Raw genomic sequence first — 17,261 nt, 5'->3', positions numbered from 1 at the left:
TACACCTTATTTCTTGAACGGGAAGTTAAACGCGGCAAGTAAAGCACGTCCTTCATCATCGGTACGGGCAGTAGTAGTGATAGTGATATCTAAACCACGTACAGCGTCTACTTTATCGTAATCGATTTCAGGGAAAATGATTTGCTCACGTACGCCCATGCTGTAGTTACCACGACCGTCAAACGATTTCGGGTTTACACCACGGAAATCACGGATACGCGGGATAGCAATAGAAACTAAACGCTCTAAGAAATCCCACATACGCTCACCGCGCAGGGTCACTTTCGCGCCAATAGGGTAGCCTTCACGGATTTTGAAACCAGCGACTGATTTACGAGCCTTAGTTACCAGAGGTTTCTGGCCAGCAATAGCAGTTAAATCTGCTACAGCATTTTCAAGGATCTTTTTATCAGCTACGGCTTCACCCACACCCATATTGAGCGTGATTTTAACAATCCGAGGGACTTGCATGACGCTGGTGTAGCCAAACTGTTTAAACAGTTCTGGAACTACGGTGTCTTTATAAATTTCATGCAGTTTCGCCATCGTATTACTCCAATAGCAATTAAATTACTTCGTTATTCGATTTGAAGAAACGGACTTTTTTGCCATCTTCAAAACGGAAACCTACACGATCCGCTTTACCCGTTTTAGGGTTAACGATCGCTACGTTTGAAACATGAATCGAGGCTTCTTTCTCGACGATACCGCCAGGCTGATTAATAGCCGGAACTGGTTTCTGGTGTTTCTTAACCAGATTCACGCCTGAAACATAAACACGTGATTCAGAAACTAACACTTTAGTAACTTTTCCGCGTTTACCTTTGTCCTTACCAGTAAGAACAATTACCTCGTCATCACGACGGATTTTGCTAGCCATGGTGACTCCTTACAGTACTTCTGGTGCCAGAGACACGATCTTCATAAACTTATCGCCACGAAGTTCACGTGTAACAGGCCCGAAAATACGGGTACCGATCGGTTCCAGCTTAGTGTTTAATAACACCGCTGCATTGCGATCAAAACGGATTAATGACCCGTCCTGACGACGTACGCCTTTAGCTGTACGCACCACCACTGCATTCAGAACATCACCTTTTTTAACTTTACCGCGAGGAATTGCTTCCTTAACAGTAACTTTAATGATGTCACCAATTGCAGCATAACGGCGATGCGAACCACCTAAGACCTTAATACACATTACGCTGCGCGCGCCGCTGTTGTCTGCGACTTCCAGCATAGATTGCATCTGGATCATCTTAGTGCTCCGCTATTCTACTATGTAACCCTCTCGGGTTACGCTGCTTACGATAATAAAACCCCTCCCCAGAGGAAGGGCGCGTGATTATAACAGCACTTCTTAAAAAGTGGTAGTTTAAAATAAAAACAAATTCAGATTAGCATGGATTGCTCCAGACCTAGCAAAAGATGTTTTTATATACAAAAACGGCTCCCGAAGGAGCCGTTTTGTTCTACTACTTAAAATTAAGAAGCAGATTCTACGATAGCTACCAGAGTCCAAGATTTAGTCTTAGACAGAGGGCGGCATTCACGAATAGTGACTACATCGCCTTCTTTACACTGGTTAGTTTCGTCATGTACGTGCAGTTTGGTAGTACGCTTGATGAATTTCCCATAAATTGGGTGCTTCACTGAACGCTCAATCGCAACAGTGATAGACTTATCCATCTTGTTGCTGATTACTTTACCTTGCAGTGTACGGATGTTAGTTTCAGTCATTACGCACCTGCCTTCTCGGTTAAGATGGTCTTAACGCGCGCGATATCACGACGCACCTGCTTCAATAAGTGAGACTGAGCTAACTGACCAGTAGCTGCTTGCATGCGCAGGTTAAACTGCTCACGTAACAGGCCTAATAATTCAGCGTTTAACTCTTCAACACTTTTGGTTTTCAATTCGCTGGCTTTCATCACATTACCGTCCGCGTTACAAAGGTTGTCTTAAATGGTAGCTTAGCGGCAGCCAATGCAAAAGCATGACGCGCTAACTCTTCAGACACACCGTCCATTTCGTACAGAACTTTGCCAGGTTTAATCTGACATACCCAGTACTCAACAGAACCTTTACCACTACCCATACGTACTTCCAGCGGCTTAGCAGTGATTGGCTTGTCTGGGAACACACGGATCCAGATTTTACCAACACGTTTAACAGCGCGCGTCATAGCACGACGTGCAGATTCGATTTGACGTGAAGTCATTTGACCACGTTCTACAGATTTCAGTGCATAAGTACCGAAGCTGACTTTGTCGCCAACTAAGGCCAGACCGCGGTTACGGCCTTTATGCACTTTACGAAATTTTGTACGTTTTGGTTGCAACATCGCTCAATACCCCTACTTAGCCTTACGAGCCGGTTTTTTCGGCGCTTTAGGCTGGTTATTAGTGTTGGCGTTGTTGGCGTTATTTTGCAGAGGCAGAGCACCTAAGATCTCGCCTTTGAAAATCCACACTTTAACACCAATGATACCGTAAGTAGTCAGTGCTTCAGAGGTATTGTAGTCGATGTCGGCACGCAGAGTGTGCAATGGCACACGGCCTTCACGGTACCACTCATCACGGGCAATTTCAGCACCGCCTAAACGGCCGCTTACTTGCACCTTGATACCCTTAGCACCAATACGCATAGCGTTTTGTACTGCGCGCTTCATAGCACGACGGAACATTACGCGACGCTCTAACTGGCTACTGATTGAATCAGCAACTAATTTAGCGTCTAGCTCTGGCTTACGGATCTCAGAGATATTGATCTGAGCAGGTACGCCAGCGATGGCGGCAACTTGCTTACGGATCTTCTCAACGTCTTCACCTTTTTTACCGATAATCACGCCTGGACGAGCGGTGTGAATAGTCACACGAATGCTTTTTGCAGGACGTTCAATATCGATCCGGCTAACTGAGGCAGCTTTAAGTTCTTTAGTCAGGTACTGACGAACTTTATAGTCACCGTTCAGAAAATCCGGGAAATCTTTTGTATTCGCGAACCAGGTTGAGCTCCATGGCTTAGTGATACCTAGGCGAATACCATTAGGATGTACTTTCTGTCCCATTTCTCACTCCTAGTTATCAGCTACAACCACAGTAATGTGGCTAGTACGCTTGACGATACGATCAGCACGACCTTTAGCACGTGGCTTGATGCGCTTCATAGACGGACCTTCATCAACAAAGATCGTCTTAACTTTCAGCGTATCAATATCCGCGCCTTCATTGTGCTCAGCGTTGGCAATGGCTGATAAAAGAACCTTTCTGACTAACTCAGCAGCCTTTTTTGGGCTATAAGTCAGTACATTCAGCGCCTTATCTACTGGCAAACCACGCACCTGGTCAGCAACCAGGCGAGTTTTTTGTGCAGAAGAACGGGCAAATTTGTGTTTCGCTAATGCTTGCATTATTTACCCCTTAACGCTTCTTGGCCTTTTTGTCGGCGGCATGACCACGATAGGTACGAGTAGGTGCAAATTCACCTAACTTGTGACCGATCATCTCTTCTGAGACAAACACAGGTACATGTTGACGACCATTATGGACAGCGATGGTCAAACCGATCATATCAGGTATGATCATTGAACGACGGCTCCAAGTCTTTATAGGCTTCTTGTCACCGCTTTCCAACGCTTTCTCTACCTTCTTCAGCAAGTGAAGGTCAATAAAGGGACCTTTCTTGAGAGAACGTGGCATGGCAATTCCTCACAAATTATTTATCACGACGACGTACGATAAGTTTATCAGTACGCTTGTTTGAACGAGTCTTGTAACCTTTAGTTGGTACGCCCCATGGTGTAACTGGGTGACGACCACCTGAAGTTTTACCTTCACCACCACCGTGTGGGTGGTCTACCGGGTTCATTACTACACCACGTACGGTTGGACGAACACCGCGCCAGCGCATAGCACCCGCTTTACCGTATTGACGTAGCATGTGCTCGGCATTACCAATTTCACCGATAGTTGCGCGACAATCTGCTAATACTTTACGTACTTCGCCGCTGCGCAGACGCAGAGTAACATACTCACCGTCACGAGCCAGAATTTGAACAAAAGCACCAGCTGAACGTGCCAACTGACCACCTTTACCTGGTTTCATTTCGATGTTATGTACTACCTGACCTACTGGAATGTTACGCAGTGGTAAGGTATTGCCTGGTTTGATTGGAGAATCAACACCAGAAATAACCGCATCACCTGCTTTCAAACCTTTAGGGGCCAGGATGTAACGACGTTCACCGTCTGCATACAATACTAATGCAATGTTTGCGGTACGGTTTGGATCGTACTCTAAACGCTCTACTTTACCCGGAATACCGTCTTTAGTGCGTTTGAAGTCAACTAAACGGTAATGCTGCTTGTGACCACCACCGATATGACGGGTAGTGATACGACCGTTGTTATTACGACCACCAGTTTTAACGTTCTTCTCTAACAAAGGTGCATAAGGCTTGCCTTTGTGCAGGTCAGGGTTAACCACTTTTAATACGTGGCGACGACCTGGTGACGTAGGTTTACACTTAACAAGTGCCATTTCCTAACTCCTCTTCTTACTCAGCGCCGCCAACAAAATCGATTTCGCTGCCTTCTTTAAGAGTCACGTAAGCTTTTTTCCAATCGCTACGCTTGCCCATACGCGCACCAGTGCGCTTGGTCTTACCCTTAACGTTAACAGTACGAACACCAACTACTTCTGTTTCAAACAGTTTTTCTACAGCAGCTTTAATGTCAGCCTTAGTAGAAGTAGTAGACACTTTGAAAACGATAGTGTTGTGTTTTTCTGCCGCAGTAGTGCTCTTTTCAGAAACATGCGGAGCCAGAATCACTTTCAGTAAACGTTCTTCACGGATCATGCTAACAGCTCCTCAAGTTGTTTAACTGCAGCAGCAGTCATTAACACTTTGTCGAATGCGATTAAGCTGACCGGGTCGATACCATGAACGTCACGCACGTCAACCTTGTACAGGTTACGTGCAGATAAGAACAGATTCTCATCAACTTCGTTGGTAACGATCAGAACGTCTTTTAAATCCATCGCTTTCAGTTTTGCAGTTAAGTCTTTAGTTTTTGGTGAATCTACGCCAAAACTCTCAACAACAATTAAGCGCTCCTGACGAACTAATTCAGACAGAATGCTTTGAATCGCACCGCGATACATTTTACGGTTAACTTTTTGGCTGTGATCTTGCGGCTTAGCAGCAAAAGTCACACCACCGCTACGCCAAATTGGGCTGCGGATTGTACCAGCACGGGCACGGCCAGTACCTTTTTGACGCCATGGCTTCTTGCCGCCACCACGTACTTCTGAACGGGTCAGTTGAGCACGGGTACCCTGACGGGCGCCAGCTGCATAAGCAACTACTACCTGATGTACCAGAGCTTCGTTAAACTCACGTCCAAAGGTAGCTTCGGAAACTTCAAGAACGCCTTGAGCGTCTCGTAATGCTAATTCCATCACTTATCTCCTAGACGTTAGCTTTTAACAGCTGGTTTAACAATAACGTCACCGCCGATAGCACCAGGCACTGCGCCTTTAACTAACAACAGATTACGTTCTGCATCAACACGAACCACTTCTAGCGACTGCACTGTTACGCGCTCGTTACCTAAGTGACCAGCCATTTTTTTACCTTTGAATACTTTACCTGGTGATTGGTTTTGACCAATTGAACCTGGTGCACGGTGTGACAAAGAGTTACCATGCGTAGCATCCTGAGTACGGAAATTCCAGCGCTTAACAGCACCAGCAAAACCCTTACCCTTTGATGTACCAGCTACATCAACTTTTTTCGTTTCTGCGAAAATTTCCACAGTAATCGCGCTACCAACAGTGATGTCAGCGCCTTCGTTATCCTGTAGGCGGAATTCCCACAGACCACGACCCGCTTCTACACCTACTTTAGCAAACAGACCAGCATCTGGTTTGTTCAGGCGGCTAGCCTTAACAGTACCAGTAGTCACTTGCAGCGCGTTATAGCCATCAACGTCTTGCGTTTTAACAGCAGTAACGCGGTTTGGTGTTGCTTCGATTACGGTTACTGGGATAGATACGCCATCTTCTGTGAAGATGCGAGTCATGCCCACTTTACGACCGATAAGACCGATAGCCATTTCCTAAACCTCTCTAAAAACCTGTCTGATTAGCCCAGGCTGATTTGAACGTCAACGCCAGCAGGCAGATCTAAACGCATCAGCGCATCAACTGTTTTTTCAGTTGGTTCCACGATGTCGATTAAACGCTTGTGGGTACGGATTTCGTACTGGTCACGCGCATCTTTATTGACGTGAGGAGAAATCAGAACAGTGAAACGTTCCTGACGTGTAGGCAGTGGAATAGGACCACGAACCTGGGCGCCGGTACGCTTAGCTGTGTCAACGATTTCCATAGTTGACTGATCGATCAAACGGTGATCGAACGCTTTCAGACGGATGCGTATCCTTTGATTACTCATGTATCAAAGCCTCAAAGAGCAAAAAGAGCAAAAATAAACATAAGCAAAAACCCATAAAGGGATTGCCTATGCACCAAGTTACCAGTTGCTCCCCAATCGGGAGCTTATCTTAAACACACTGCCTTAAAGGACTTAATGGTGTTTATACCAGCCAGAATCATATCGACTGGCGGCGTATTATATACACTCCAGTCGATATTGCAAGCATTGTTTATAAAACGTGCAACAGAAGAACAGACTTGCGTTAGAATTGCTCGTCAGTCAATAACAGTGCAGCACTTCCATCTGCGCTAAGTTGTACCAATGCCGCCTGCACCTTAGGCATGACTCGACGAAGATACCAATCAGCAGTACTTTGTTTTGCAGCAATAAAGTCTGCGCTATGTTTTGTATCGTCTAACGCTGCTAAATTTTTATACCACATATAGCCATAAAGCACATAACCTACCGCATCAAGTAAATCACAGGCATCTAAGGCTTGATGTTCTGTCGCTTTAGCAAGTTGAGCCGAAATACAATACTGTAACTGAGTTAGTACAGGTAATAGTGTTGCCGATGCTGCATTTTGTTTGGCATTAACTTCATTCTCGATTTCTTTCAATAACAGTTGCAACACTTCACCCTTATCCGCCGCAACTTTACGTAATGCAAAATCTAATGCTTGAATACCATTAGTTCCTTCATAAATTTGGGCAATACGCACATCTCGTACTAGCTGTTCCATACCCCACTCTTTAATGTAACCATGGCCACCAAAGACTTGTTGTGCAGTGATACAGGCATCTAATCCACGATCAGTCATAAAGGCCTTGGTAATTGGAGTAAGTAAGTTAGCGCGGTCTGCAGACAGTTTACAACCGTCATATTTTGCTTTATCTAATAAACTTGCCACCCAAGTGGCAAAAGTCCGGCCAGCCTCGTTTATTGATTTGATATTGAGTAGCATGCGCCTGACATCAGGATGTCCCAGTATAGGATCAGCCTTGTTGGCATCTCGGCCTACCGTTCTGCCTTGTAATCGATCCTTCGCATAAGCAAGCGCATTCTGGTAGGCACGTTCCGCAGCACCTAAACCCTGGCTTCCCATTGAGAGACGCTCATAGTTCATCATAGTAAACATACAGGCTAAACCTCGATGCGGCTCGCCGATCAGATAACCGGTGGCATCATCGAAATTTAATACGCAGGTTGCAGAACCATTAATGCCCATTTTATGTTCAATAGAACCTACATTAACGCTATTACGCTCAGCGGGTTGACCTTCGGTATCAAGGTGAAATTTTGGGACTAAAAATAATGAGATACCCTTACTGCCTGCAGGTGCGTCTGGTAACTTCGCCAGAACCAAATGAATAATGTTAGTGGTGAGATCATGCTCGCCGGCAGTGATAAAAATTTTACTACCACTAATGTTGTAACTGCCATCTGCGGACGGTTTGGCAGTAGTACGCATAATACCAAGATCAGAACCGGCATGCGCCTCAGTCAAACACATAGTTCCTGACCATTCTCCACTATAGAGTTTTGGTAAGTAAGCTGCTTTCATATCCTCATCTGCATGTTGTAAAAGCGCCACGCAAGCGCCGGCCGTTAACCCGGGATAGAGTGAAAAAGCAATATCGGCGCTACACAGCATTTCATCAACCATCATCGATAATGCTTTGGGCATACCCATACCACCATATTCTGGATCACCACTTAACCCAGTCCAGCCGCCTTCAGCCAAACTTTGGTAAGCAGAATAATAGTGTTCAGGTAGCGTGACTACACCATCATTGAGTTGCGCACCACGCGCATCGGCGTTTTTACTGAAAGGTGCGATTTGTTGTTCACAAATCTTTGCTGCTTCTTCCAAGATGGCTTTAGCCGTGTCAACTTCGATAAGTTCTTGTAGCTCAGCTTGCTGCTGCCAGTATTGGTCAAGCTGCCATACATCGAATAAATTAAAGTTAATGTCATTTAACGGTGCTTGATACTGACTCATAAGGTAACCTCAAACTGGACGGATGAGTTTTACTATGGCACAAGGGGAATATTCAAACAAGTGTTTGAAATAGATTTTAAGTAGAAAAAAAGGCCCCTTGCGGAGCCTTCTTTTTACATCACGTCTTAATCAATGATTAAGCAATGATTTTTGATACTACACCAGCACCAACTGTACGACCACCTTCACGGATTGCGAAGCGTAAACCTTCGTCCATCGCGATTGGGCAAATCAGTTCAACAACAAACTTCAAGTTGTCGCCTGGCATTACCATCTCTACGCCTTCTGGCAGCTCAACTGCGCCAGTTACGTCTGTAGTACGGAAGTAGAACTGTGGACGGTAGCCTTTGAAGAATGGCGTGTGACGACCACCTTCTTCTTTTGACAATACGTACACTTCGCCTTCGAACTTAGTGTGTGGCTTGATTGAACCTGGCTTAGCAAGTACTTGACCACGCTCTACGTCTTCACGCTTAGTACCACGTAATAACGCACCAATGTTCTCACCTGCACGACCTTCGTCTAACAGCTTACGGAACATTTCTACACCAGTACAGGTAGTAGCAACAGTGTCTTTGATACCAACGATTTCTACTGTCTCACCTACTTTAACGATACCCTGCTCTACACGGCCTGTTACTACAGTACCACGACCAGCAATTGAGAATACGTCTTCGATTGGCATGATGAATGGCTTATCAATCGCACGTACTGGCTCTGGGATATACGTATCTAACGCTTCGCCTAATTCCAGGATTTTCTTTTCCCAGTCAGCATCGCCTTCCAGACCTTTTAAGGCTGAACCACGGATTACTGGCAGGTCATCACCTGGGAAGTCGTAGTCTGAAAGAAGCTCACGCACTTCCATTTCTACTAATTCTAATAACTCTTCGTCATCTACCATGTCACACTTGTTCATGAACACGATGATGTACGGTACGCCTACTTGACGTGATAACAGAATGTGCTCACGTGTTTGTGGCATTGGGCCGTCTGTCGCCGCAACTACCAGAATCGCGCCGTCCATTTGAGCCGCACCGGTGATCATGTTCTTAACGTAGTCAGCGTGACCTGGACAGTCAACGTGCGCATAGTGGCGTGTTGGTGTGTCATATTCTACGTGTGACGTGTTGATCGTGATACCACGTGCTTTTTCTTCTGGTGCTTTGTCGATTTGATCGAAAGCAAATGCCTGACCGCCGTAATGCTTAGCTAATACGTTAGTGATAGCAGCTGTCAGTGTAGTTTTACCGTGGTCAACGTGGCCGATTGTACCTACGTTTACGTGCGGTTTTACGCGTTCAAATTTAGCCTTAGCCATTTGTAGACCCTTCTTAGTCAAATTTAAGCCCGGGAAAAACCGGACTGTTAATCGTTAATCGTATGCTCTACGTGAAGCAATGATTGCTTCAGTAACATTGTTTGGTGCTTCCTGATAATTCAGCGGTTCCATTGAATATGAGGCACGGCCTTGACTCAATGAACGCATATTAGTTGCATAGCCAAACATTTCGGATAACGGTACATTGGCGTTTACAATTTTGATCCCGCCAGGCGCATCTTCCATACCGTTGATGATACCGCGACGACGGTTTAAGTCACCTACAATATCACCCATGAAGTCATCTGGCGTTACCACTTCAACCTTCATAATAGGTTCTAGGATAACCGGCTTTGCCTGTAATGCTCCTTTTTTGAAGCCCATAGACGCAGCGATCTTAAACGCCATTTCGTTCGAGTCAACATCGTGGTATGAACCATCGAATACAGTAACTTTAACGTCGATTACCGGGTAACCCGCTAATACGCCGTTTTTCATTTGTTCTTGAATACCTTTATCAATTGCTGGGATAAATTCTTTTGGAATAACACCACCAACCACAGCATTCTCAAACTTATAGCCTTCACCTTCTGGTAATGGCTCAATGCGTAACCAACAATGACCGAATTGACCTCGTCCACCTGACTGGCGAACAAACTTACCTTCAACTTCCGTTTTTGCACGCAATGTTTCGCGATAAGACACCTGTGGTTTACCCACATTTGCTTCAACCTTAAACTCACGTTTCATACGGTCAACAATGATGTCTAGGTGTAACTCACCCATACCAGAGATGATAGTTTGAGCCGTTTCTTCATCAGTATGCACACGGAATGATGGATCTTCTGCAGCAAGTTTACTCAGGGCAATGCCCATTTTTTCCTGATCAGCCTGTGTTTTAGGCTCAACAGCAACAGAGATAACCGGCTCTGGAAACTCCATACGTTCCAGTATGATCGGATGGTCTTGATCACACAAGGTATCACCGGTAGTCGTATCTTTTAGGCCAATCGCTGCGGCAATATCACCTGCACAAACGGCCTTAATTTCCTCGCGGGCATTAGCATGCATTTGCACAATGCGCCCAATACGTTCTTTCTTCATTTTTACCGAGTTATATACTGCTGAGCCTGACTCAACAATACCCGAGTAAACACGGAAGAAAGTTAACGTACCAACAAAGGGATCAGTCGCTATTTTAAATGCCAACGCAGCAAAAGGCTCACTGTCATCTGACTTGCGAATACCTTCACTCTCATCTGGCAAAATGCCGTGGATAGCTTTTACTTCTGTCGGTGAAGGCAGATAGTAAATCACATTATCCAACATAGCTTGTACGCCTTTATTCTTAAAGGCGGAACCAACCTGTACTAAAACAACTTCATTGCGTAGGGTAAGATCACGTAATGCTTGACGAAGTTCATCTTCGGTAAATTCATCACCGTCAAGATACCGCTCCATCAATTCTTCACTGGCATCAGCAGCCGCTTCAATCAGGTTTTGCCGCCACTCATTACATTCATCCAACATTTCTGCAGGAATGTCTTCATAAGTAAAGGTCATACCTTGATCTTCGGTATTCCAGTTAATAGACTTCATTTTGACGAGATCAACTACGCCCTTGAAGTTATCTTCTGCACCGATTGGCAACTGAATAGGTACACAACGCGAATTAAGACGATCATTGGCTTGTTTGACGACTCGCAAGAAGTTCGCACCAGTACGATCCATCTTATTGACGAAGATCATGCGTGGAACTTCATACTTATTCGCCTGCCGCCAGACAGTTTCCGTTTGCGGCTGCACACCTGAAGAACCACACAAAACCACGACGGCACCATCAAGCACCCGTAATGAACGCTCTACTTCGATGGTAAAATCAACGTGGCCAGGGGTATCAATCAGATTAATGCGGTGCTGCTCAAACTGCTGCTGCATACCAGACCAAAAGGTCGTGGTAGCAGCAGAAGTAATAGTAATACCGCGTTCCTGCTCCTGCTCCATCCAATCCATAGTGGCTGCGCCATCATGAACTTCACCAATCTTGTGAGAGCGGCCTGTATAAAACAGGATCCGCTCGGATGTCGTAGTTTTGCCGGCATCAACGTGAGCACAGATACCAATGTTACGGTAACGTTCTATTGGAGTTGTACGTGCCACAATTCTTTCCTCTAAGTTAAGAAATTCTTACCAGCGGAAATGTGCGAACGCTTTGTTCGCTTCGGCCATACGGTGTACGTCTTCACGTTTCTTAACCGCAGAACCTTTGTTTTCGATTGCATCAAGCATCTCACCAGCAAGACGCTGAGCCATTGATTTTTCACCACGTTTACGGGCAGCTTCAACTAACCAACGCATGGCAAGCGCATTACGACGCACCTGACGAACTTCACATGGTACTTGGTAGGTTGAACCACCAACACGACGTGATTTAACTTCTACAGTTGGACGAATGTTATCTAAGGCAACTTCGAATAAATCGATATGCTCTTTCTTAGATTTCGTAGCTGCAATTTCTAAAGCGCCGTATACAATAGATTCGGCTGTGGATTTTTTTCCGTCGACCATAACGACATTTACAAACTTGGCAAGTAATTCACTTCCGAACTTAGGATCTGGAAGGATTTTACGTTGACCTATGACGCGTCTTCTTGGCATTCGTAACTCCGATTGCTTCAGGTGATTCCAAAACTTTTAATACATTGAAGAAAAAAAGTTGTTTAGTTTGGCCTTACTAACGGAGTACCGTTATTTCTTAGGCCGCTTTGCACCGTACTTAGAACGGGCTTGTTTACGATCTTTAACGCCAGCACAGTCTAATGTGCCACGTACGGTGTGGTAACGCACACCTGGAAGGTCTTTTACCCGGCCACCGCGAATAAGCACAACGCTGTGCTCTTGCAGGTTATGGCCTTCACCACCGATATAAGAAGTCACTTCGAATCCGTTAGTTAAACGAACACGGCATACTTTACGTAATGCTGAGTTTGGCTTCTTAGGTGTAGTGGTGTATACACGGGTACAAACACCACGCTTCTGCGGGCAAGCTTCAAGCGCCGGAACGGTGCTCTTGGCTACCTTCTGGCTGCGCGGCTTACGCACTAGCTGGTTGATTGTTGCCATTAAATACTCCTGGTTAATAAATACCCAATAAACGTGAAAATTCCGCACCCCAAAATTAGGGTCGCGGAATTCTAATGGTCAAGCTTTGACCTGTCAAGTTACAAAACAGTTTGCCGGCATTTTAATCACCGGCAACGCTGTTTGTAGCTTGTTTATTCGTCGTTGCCCGATAAATCCATGTTAAGTGCATCAGTCAGTGCCTGCTCAGCAGACTCAGCACTCATTACCGGTTCAACAACGTCATTATTGCCTGAACGCATCCGTGCACGGTTCTGGTGATAAGCAAAACCAGTACCCGCAGGGATTAAGCGGCCAACAATAACGTTTTCTTTTAAACCACGCAGTTCATCAATCTTACCTGCTACTGCAGCTTCTGTCAGAACGCGGGTTGTTTCCTGGAACGAGGCCGCAGAAATAAAGGAGTCAGTAGACAGTGATGCCTTAGTGATACCTAGTAAAACACGCTCGTACTGAGCTGGCTGTTTACCTGCCAGTTCTAACTCACGGTTAGCGATGTTTACTCTGGCTACTTCAGCTTGTTCACCTTCTAAGAACTCGCTGTCGCCTGGGCTGGTAATAATGCACTTACGCAGCATTTGACGAATGATCGTTTCAATGTGCTTATCGTTAATTTTTACGCCCTGTAAGCGGTAAACATCCTGCACTTCGTTCACGATATAGCTGGCAACATGGTGAATACCACGTAAACGCAAAATATCATGTGCCGACTCTGGACCTTCAGAGATAACTTCACCTTTTTCAATGCGCTCACCTTCGAACACATTAACCTGACGCCATTTCTGGATCATCTCTTCATGTACATCACCCTGATCTGGCGTGATTAACAAGCGGCGCTTACCCTTCGTTTCCTTACCAAAGCCGATAACACCTGAGATCTCAGCTAAAATAGCAGGGTCTTTTGGTTTACGTGCTTCAAACAAGTCAGCAACGCGTGGCAGACCACCGGTGATGTCGCGCGTTTTCGAGCTTTCTTGTGGAATACGTGCTAAAACCGTACCGGTAACAACGGTATCGCCGTCAGCCACTTCAATAGTAGTGAAGCTTGGTAAGCGAATTTCCTGCAAACCACCATCGTCTGTCGCCAGGATAAGTTTTGGCTCTTTAGCGTTCGCCTTGGCCAAATCTTTAACAACAGTACGGGTTAAGCCTGTTAGTTCATCTTGTTGCACTTCAGTGTTGGTATCATCAACATCACTGAAGGTAACCTTAGCACCACGCTCCAAAATAATGGGGTGTGAATGCGGATCCCAGTTTGCAACAACCTGACCAGCGGTAACTTTAGCATTGTCGTCCGTTGCCAAAATTGAACCATATGGCAACTTATAACGTTCTTTTTCACGACCTAACTCGTCGAATACTGTGACTTCAGCTGAACGCGAAGTAATAACAATTTTGTTATCCGCATTGCGAACAAACTTAGCGTTTTGCAGCTTCAGAGTACCGGCATTTTTCACCTGTACGCTGTTCTCAGCAGATGCCCGCGATGCGGCACCACCGATGTGGAAGGTACGCATGGTTAACTGTGTACCCGGCTCACCGATTGACTGTGCCGCGATAACACCGACTGCTTCACCAGCATTAATCAGGTGACCACGTGCTAAATCACGGCCGTAACATTTCGCACAAACACCAAAGTCAGTTTGACAGGTGATTACTGAACGCACGTGTACTTCGTCGATTGAGTTTTGTTCAATGGCATCACACAGTTGTTCGTCTAACATGGTACCGTCTGCTACCAGCAATTCACCTGTAGTGGGTGAGACGATATCACCAATGACAACCCGGCCTAATACGCGCTCACGCAAGCCTTCTACTACATCACCACCTTCAATCAGTGGCTTCATGATAATGCCTTGCTCAGAGCCACAATCGTGCTCTGTTACCACTAAGTCTTGTGCAACATCGACCAAACGACGTGTCAGATAACCTGAGTTTGCCGTTTTTAATGCAGTATCGGCCAAACCTTTACGCGCACCGTGGGTAGAAATAAAGTACTGAAGTACACTTAGACCTTCACGGAAGTTTGCCGTAATAGGCGTTTCGATGATTGAACCATCTGGCTTAGCCATTAGACCACGCATTGCCGCTAACTGACGGATCTGAGCAGGAGAACCCCGTGCACCAGAGTCAGCCATCATATAAACTGAGTTAAATGATTGCTGCTGTACTGTATTACCGTCACGATCAACTACGTTTTCTTTCGAAAGGTTGTCCATCATCGCTTTCGATAACACTTCATTGGCGGTTGACCAAATATCGATGACTTTGTTGTACTTTTCACCCGCAGTAACTAAACCCTGCTGGAACTGGTCTTGGATTTCAGCCACTTCGTTTTCAGCTGCATCGATAATCTCGGTTTTCGCCGCTGGGATCACCATGTCATCGATACCAACAGACACACCAGATAACATCGCGTAGTGGAAACCGGTGTACATGATCTGGTCAGCCAGGATTACAGTTTGCTTCAAACCAATGCGACGGTATGCACCATTCAACAAACGTGAAATTTGTTTTTTACCCATAGCTTGATTGATAGAATCAAACGCTAAGCCTTCAGGTAGAATGGAGTAAAGAATTGCACGACCAACAGTGGTATCGCGAACTGCAGTAGTGGTGGTTCTGCTGCCATCTTCAGCGATTTCTATTTCAGAAATACGCACTTTAACCTTGGCGTGTAAACTTGCTACACCAGCACGGAATGCTTTTTCAGCTTCCTTCGGGCTCTTGAACATCATGCCCTCGCCCTTAGCATTAATAGCTTCGCGAGTCATGTAGTACAAACCTAATACAACGTCCTGTGATGGCACGATGATAGGTTCACCGTTTGCTGGTGACAGTACGTTGTTGGTAGACATCATCAGCGCACGCGCTTCTAACTGGGCTTCCAACGTTAACGGTACGTGTACCGCCATCTGGTCACCGTCGAAGTCGGCGTTATACGCAGCACACACTAAAGGGTGTAACTGAATAGCCTTACCTTCAATCAGTACAGGTTCAAACGCCTGAATACCTAAACGGTGGAGTGTTGGTGCACGGTTAAGTAATACCGGATGCTCACGAATAACTTCATCAAGAACGTCCCATACTGCGCCTTCTTCACGCTCAACCATCTTTTTAGCGGCTTTAATCGTCGTAGCTAAACCACGGGCTTCCAACTTGCCATAGATGAAGGGCTTGAACAGCTCAAGTGCCATCTTTTTCGGTAAACCACACTGGTGTAAACGCAGCGTAGGACCTACGGTAATAACCGAACGACCTGAGTAGTCAACACGCTTACCTAACAAGTTCTGACGGAAACGACCTTGTTTACCTTTGATCATGTCTGCCAAAGATTTCAATGGGCGCTTGTTAGAGCCTGTAATAGCACGACCACGACGACCGTTATCTAACAGCGCATCTACCGCTTCTTGTAACATACGTTTTTCGTTACGTACGATAATATCAGGTGCAGATAAATCTAACAGACGCTTTAAACGGTTGTTACGGTTGATGACACGGCGATACAAATCGTTCAGATCTGAGGTCGCAAAACGACCACCGTCCAGTGGTACCAAAGGACGTAAATCCGGTGGTAGTACTGGCAGTACTGTCATAATCATCCACTCTGGCTTGTTACCAGAGGTGTGGAACGCTTCCATCAGTTTTAAACGCTTGCTGATCTTCTTGCGCTTAGTTTCTGAATTAATCGTTGGCAGCTCTTCGCGCATCTGCTTGATTTCGGTTGGCAAGTCCATACCTTTTAGGATGTCCAGAATTGCTTCTGCACCCATCTTGGCTTCAAACTCGTCACCGTGCTCTTCCAACACATCCAGATATTCTTCTTCAGTCAGCATCTGACGACGCTCTAATGAAGTCATGCCTGGTTCAGTCACCACGTAGCTTTCGAAATACAGTACGCGTTCGATATCACGTAATGTCATATCAAGTAACAAACCGATCCGGCTTGGTAATGATTTCAGGAACCAAATATGTGCTGTCGGGCTAGCCAATTCAATGTGGCCCATCCGCTCACGACGTACCTTTGTTAAGGTAACTTCAACGCCACATTTTTCACAGATCACACCACGGTGCTTTAAACGCTTGTACTTACCGCACAAACATTCATAGTCTTTTACCGGGCCAAAGATCCGAGCGCAGAATAAACCGTCGCGTTCAGGCTTAAAAGTACGGTAATTGATGGTCTCTGGCTTTTTCACTTCACCAAATGACCATGAACGAATCATGTCTGGTGACGATAAACCGATACGGATAACATCAAACTCTTCAGTTTTAGTTTGCTGTTTCAGAAACTTTAATAAGTCTTTCACCTTTGCTCTCCTGTAAGAGGTAAACCGGAATGGGGCAGTTTACTG

20 protein-coding genes are annotated in these 17,261 nt (G+C 45.6%); all 20 read right to left on the bottom strand.

The window, feature by feature from the left end; all coding sequences use genetic code 11:
* Nucleotides 1-6 precede the first annotated feature (6 nt).
* Nucleotides 7-546, bottom strand: a complete 540-nt coding sequence (rplE, locus tag ACO1PK_RS08170; protein WP_189434382.1) for a 50S ribosomal protein L5 — start codon at nt 544-546, stop codon at nt 7-9.
* Between the two features lie 19 nt (nt 547-565).
* Nucleotides 566-880, bottom strand: coding sequence for a 50S ribosomal protein L24 (gene rplX / locus ACO1PK_RS08165; RefSeq protein ID WP_423188152.1), 315 nt, complete (start codon nt 878-880; stop codon nt 566-568).
* 9 nt (nt 881-889) lie between these two features.
* On the bottom strand, nt 890-1,258 hold the full coding sequence (gene rplN, locus ACO1PK_RS08160; RefSeq protein ID WP_189434388.1) for a 50S ribosomal protein L14: 369 nt from the start codon (nt 1,256-1,258) through the stop codon (nt 890-892).
* A 227-nt stretch (nt 1,259-1,485) separates the two neighbouring features.
* The gene (gene rpsQ, locus ACO1PK_RS08155) at nt 1,486-1,740 is read right to left on the bottom strand and encodes a 30S ribosomal protein S17 (RefSeq protein ID WP_423188151.1); all 255 of its coding nucleotides are present in this window, start codon (nt 1,738-1,740) and stop codon (nt 1,486-1,488) included.
* Nucleotides 1,740-1,931 (bottom strand): 50S ribosomal protein L29, encoded by a 192-nt coding sequence (gene rpmC, locus ACO1PK_RS08150; RefSeq protein ID WP_189484146.1) that lies wholly within the window; start codon nt 1,929-1,931, stop codon nt 1,740-1,742. The genes rpsQ and rpmC overlap by 1 nt, the downstream gene beginning before the upstream one ends.
* Nucleotides 1,931-2,344 (bottom strand): 50S ribosomal protein L16, encoded by a 414-nt coding sequence (gene rplP, locus ACO1PK_RS08145; RefSeq protein WP_423188150.1) that lies wholly within the window; start codon nt 2,342-2,344, stop codon nt 1,931-1,933. Before rplP ends, rpmC begins: the two co-directional genes overlap by 1 nt.
* A gap of 12 nt (nt 2,345-2,356) precedes the next feature.
* Nucleotides 2,357-3,070: a 30S ribosomal protein S3 gene (gene rpsC / locus ACO1PK_RS08140; protein WP_189484144.1), complete on the bottom strand. Its 714-nt coding sequence runs from the start codon at nt 3,068-3,070 to the stop codon at nt 2,357-2,359.
* A 9-nt stretch (nt 3,071-3,079) separates the two neighbouring features.
* Nucleotides 3,080-3,412, bottom strand: a complete 333-nt coding sequence (gene rplV, locus ACO1PK_RS08135; RefSeq protein WP_423188149.1) for a 50S ribosomal protein L22 — start codon at nt 3,410-3,412, stop codon at nt 3,080-3,082.
* A 10-nt stretch (nt 3,413-3,422) separates the two neighbouring features.
* Nucleotides 3,423-3,701 (bottom strand): 30S ribosomal protein S19, encoded by a 279-nt coding sequence (gene rpsS / locus ACO1PK_RS08130; RefSeq protein WP_008950795.1) that lies wholly within the window; start codon nt 3,699-3,701, stop codon nt 3,423-3,425.
* Nucleotides 3,702-3,717: 16 nt separating this feature from the next.
* On the bottom strand, nt 3,718-4,542 hold the full coding sequence (gene rplB, locus ACO1PK_RS08125; protein WP_423188148.1) for a 50S ribosomal protein L2: 825 nt from the start codon (nt 4,540-4,542) through the stop codon (nt 3,718-3,720).
* A 16-nt stretch (nt 4,543-4,558) separates the two neighbouring features.
* On the bottom strand, nt 4,559-4,861 hold the full coding sequence (rplW, locus tag ACO1PK_RS08120) for a 50S ribosomal protein L23 (RefSeq protein ID WP_189434403.1): 303 nt from the start codon (nt 4,859-4,861) through the stop codon (nt 4,559-4,561).
* Nucleotides 4,858-5,463 (bottom strand): 50S ribosomal protein L4, encoded by a 606-nt coding sequence (rplD, locus tag ACO1PK_RS08115; protein ID WP_423188147.1) that lies wholly within the window; start codon nt 5,461-5,463, stop codon nt 4,858-4,860. The genes rplW and rplD overlap by 4 nt, the downstream gene beginning before the upstream one ends.
* A gap of 17 nt (nt 5,464-5,480) precedes the next feature.
* Complete coding sequence (gene rplC, locus ACO1PK_RS08110; RefSeq protein ID WP_423188146.1) at nt 5,481-6,119, bottom strand: 50S ribosomal protein L3; 639 nt, start codon at nt 6,117-6,119, stop codon at nt 5,481-5,483.
* 29 nt (nt 6,120-6,148) lie between these two features.
* Nucleotides 6,149-6,460, bottom strand: coding sequence for a 30S ribosomal protein S10 (rpsJ, locus tag ACO1PK_RS08105; RefSeq protein WP_008899121.1), 312 nt, complete (start codon nt 6,458-6,460; stop codon nt 6,149-6,151).
* Nucleotides 6,461-6,704: 244 nt separating this feature from the next.
* The gene (locus tag ACO1PK_RS08100) at nt 6,705-8,444 is read right to left on the bottom strand and encodes an acyl-CoA dehydrogenase (protein WP_423188145.1); all 1,740 of its coding nucleotides are present in this window, start codon (nt 8,442-8,444) and stop codon (nt 6,705-6,707) included.
* Between the two features lie 136 nt (nt 8,445-8,580).
* Nucleotides 8,581-9,765 carry an elongation factor Tu gene (gene tuf, locus ACO1PK_RS08095; RefSeq protein WP_189434471.1) on the bottom strand — a complete coding sequence of 395 codons (1,185 nt, stop codon included), beginning with the start codon at nt 9,763-9,765 and terminating at the stop codon, nt 8,581-8,583.
* Between the two features lie 54 nt (nt 9,766-9,819).
* A complete protein-coding gene (gene fusA / locus ACO1PK_RS08090) occupies nt 9,820-11,925 on the bottom strand; it encodes an elongation factor G (protein WP_423188144.1) in 2,106 nt (701 codons plus the stop codon).
* 27 nt (nt 11,926-11,952) lie between these two features.
* The gene (rpsG, locus tag ACO1PK_RS08085) at nt 11,953-12,423 is read right to left on the bottom strand and encodes a 30S ribosomal protein S7 (RefSeq protein ID WP_019677788.1); all 471 of its coding nucleotides are present in this window, start codon (nt 12,421-12,423) and stop codon (nt 11,953-11,955) included.
* 90 nt (nt 12,424-12,513) lie between these two features.
* Nucleotides 12,514-12,888: a 30S ribosomal protein S12 gene (gene rpsL, locus ACO1PK_RS08080; protein ID WP_423188143.1), complete on the bottom strand. Its 375-nt coding sequence runs from the start codon at nt 12,886-12,888 to the stop codon at nt 12,514-12,516.
* Between the two features lie 152 nt (nt 12,889-13,040).
* Entirely contained in the window at nt 13,041-17,216 is a 4,176-nt protein-coding gene (gene rpoC, locus ACO1PK_RS08075; RefSeq protein WP_423188142.1) for a DNA-directed RNA polymerase subunit beta', read from the bottom strand.
* Nucleotides 17,217-17,261: the final 45 nt, after the last annotated feature.

Origin of the sequence: Alishewanella sp. d11, from assembly GCF_049390205.1 — a bacterium.
GTDB lineage: Bacteria > Pseudomonadota > Gammaproteobacteria > Enterobacterales > Alteromonadaceae > Alishewanella.
Note: the sequence above shows the minus strand (reverse complement) of the source record. Positions and strands in the feature narration are given on the sequence as shown.

Excerpts from the sequence above, each read along its gene's own strand:
- ACO1PK_RS08100 (WP_423188145.1), bottom strand. The coding sequence starts at position 8,444 with ATGAGTCAGTATCAAGCACCGTTAAATGACATTAACTTTAATTTATTC.
- rpsS (WP_008950795.1), bottom strand. The coding sequence starts at position 3,701 with ATGCCACGTTCTCTCAAGAAAGGTCCCTTTATTGACCTTCACTTGCTG.
- rpmC (WP_189484146.1), bottom strand. The coding sequence starts at position 1,931 with ATGAAAGCCAGCGAATTGAAAACCAAAAGTGTTGAAGAGTTAAACGCT.
- rplX (WP_423188152.1), bottom strand. The coding sequence starts at position 880 with ATGGCTAGCAAAATCCGTCGTGATGACGAGGTAATTGTTCTTACTGGT.
- rplV (WP_423188149.1), bottom strand. The coding sequence starts at position 3,412 with ATGCAAGCATTAGCGAAACACAAATTTGCCCGTTCTTCTGCACAAAAA.
- rpsQ (WP_423188151.1), bottom strand. The coding sequence starts at position 1,740 with ATGACTGAAACTAACATCCGTACACTGCAAGGTAAAGTAATCAGCAAC.
- rplP (WP_423188150.1), bottom strand. The coding sequence starts at position 2,344 with ATGTTGCAACCAAAACGTACAAAATTTCGTAAAGTGCATAAAGGCCGT.
- rplD (WP_423188147.1), bottom strand. The coding sequence starts at position 5,463 with ATGGAATTAGCATTACGAGACGCTCAAGGCGTTCTTGAAGTTTCCGAA.
- rpsC (WP_189484144.1), bottom strand. The coding sequence starts at position 3,070 with ATGGGACAGAAAGTACATCCTAATGGTATTCGCCTAGGTATCACTAAG.
- rpsG (WP_019677788.1), bottom strand. The coding sequence starts at position 12,423 with ATGCCAAGAAGACGCGTCATAGGTCAACGTAAAATCCTTCCAGATCCT.
- rplW (WP_189434403.1), bottom strand. The coding sequence starts at position 4,861 with ATGATCCGTGAAGAACGTTTACTGAAAGTGATTCTGGCTCCGCATGTT.
- tuf (WP_189434471.1), bottom strand. The coding sequence starts at position 9,765 with ATGGCTAAGGCTAAATTTGAACGCGTAAAACCGCACGTAAACGTAGGT.
- rplE (WP_189434382.1), bottom strand. The coding sequence starts at position 546 with ATGGCGAAACTGCATGAAATTTATAAAGACACCGTAGTTCCAGAACTG.
- rplB (WP_423188148.1), bottom strand. The coding sequence starts at position 4,542 with ATGGCACTTGTTAAGTGTAAACCTACGTCACCAGGTCGTCGCCACGTA.
- rpsJ (WP_008899121.1), bottom strand. The coding sequence starts at position 6,460 with ATGAGTAATCAAAGGATACGCATCCGTCTGAAAGCGTTCGATCACCGT.
- rplN (WP_189434388.1), bottom strand. The coding sequence starts at position 1,258 with ATGATCCAGATGCAATCTATGCTGGAAGTCGCAGACAACAGCGGCGCG.
- rpsL (WP_423188143.1), bottom strand. The coding sequence starts at position 12,888 with ATGGCAACAATCAACCAGCTAGTGCGTAAGCCGCGCAGCCAGAAGGTA.
- rplC (WP_423188146.1), bottom strand. The coding sequence starts at position 6,119 with ATGGCTATCGGTCTTATCGGTCGTAAAGTGGGCATGACTCGCATCTTC.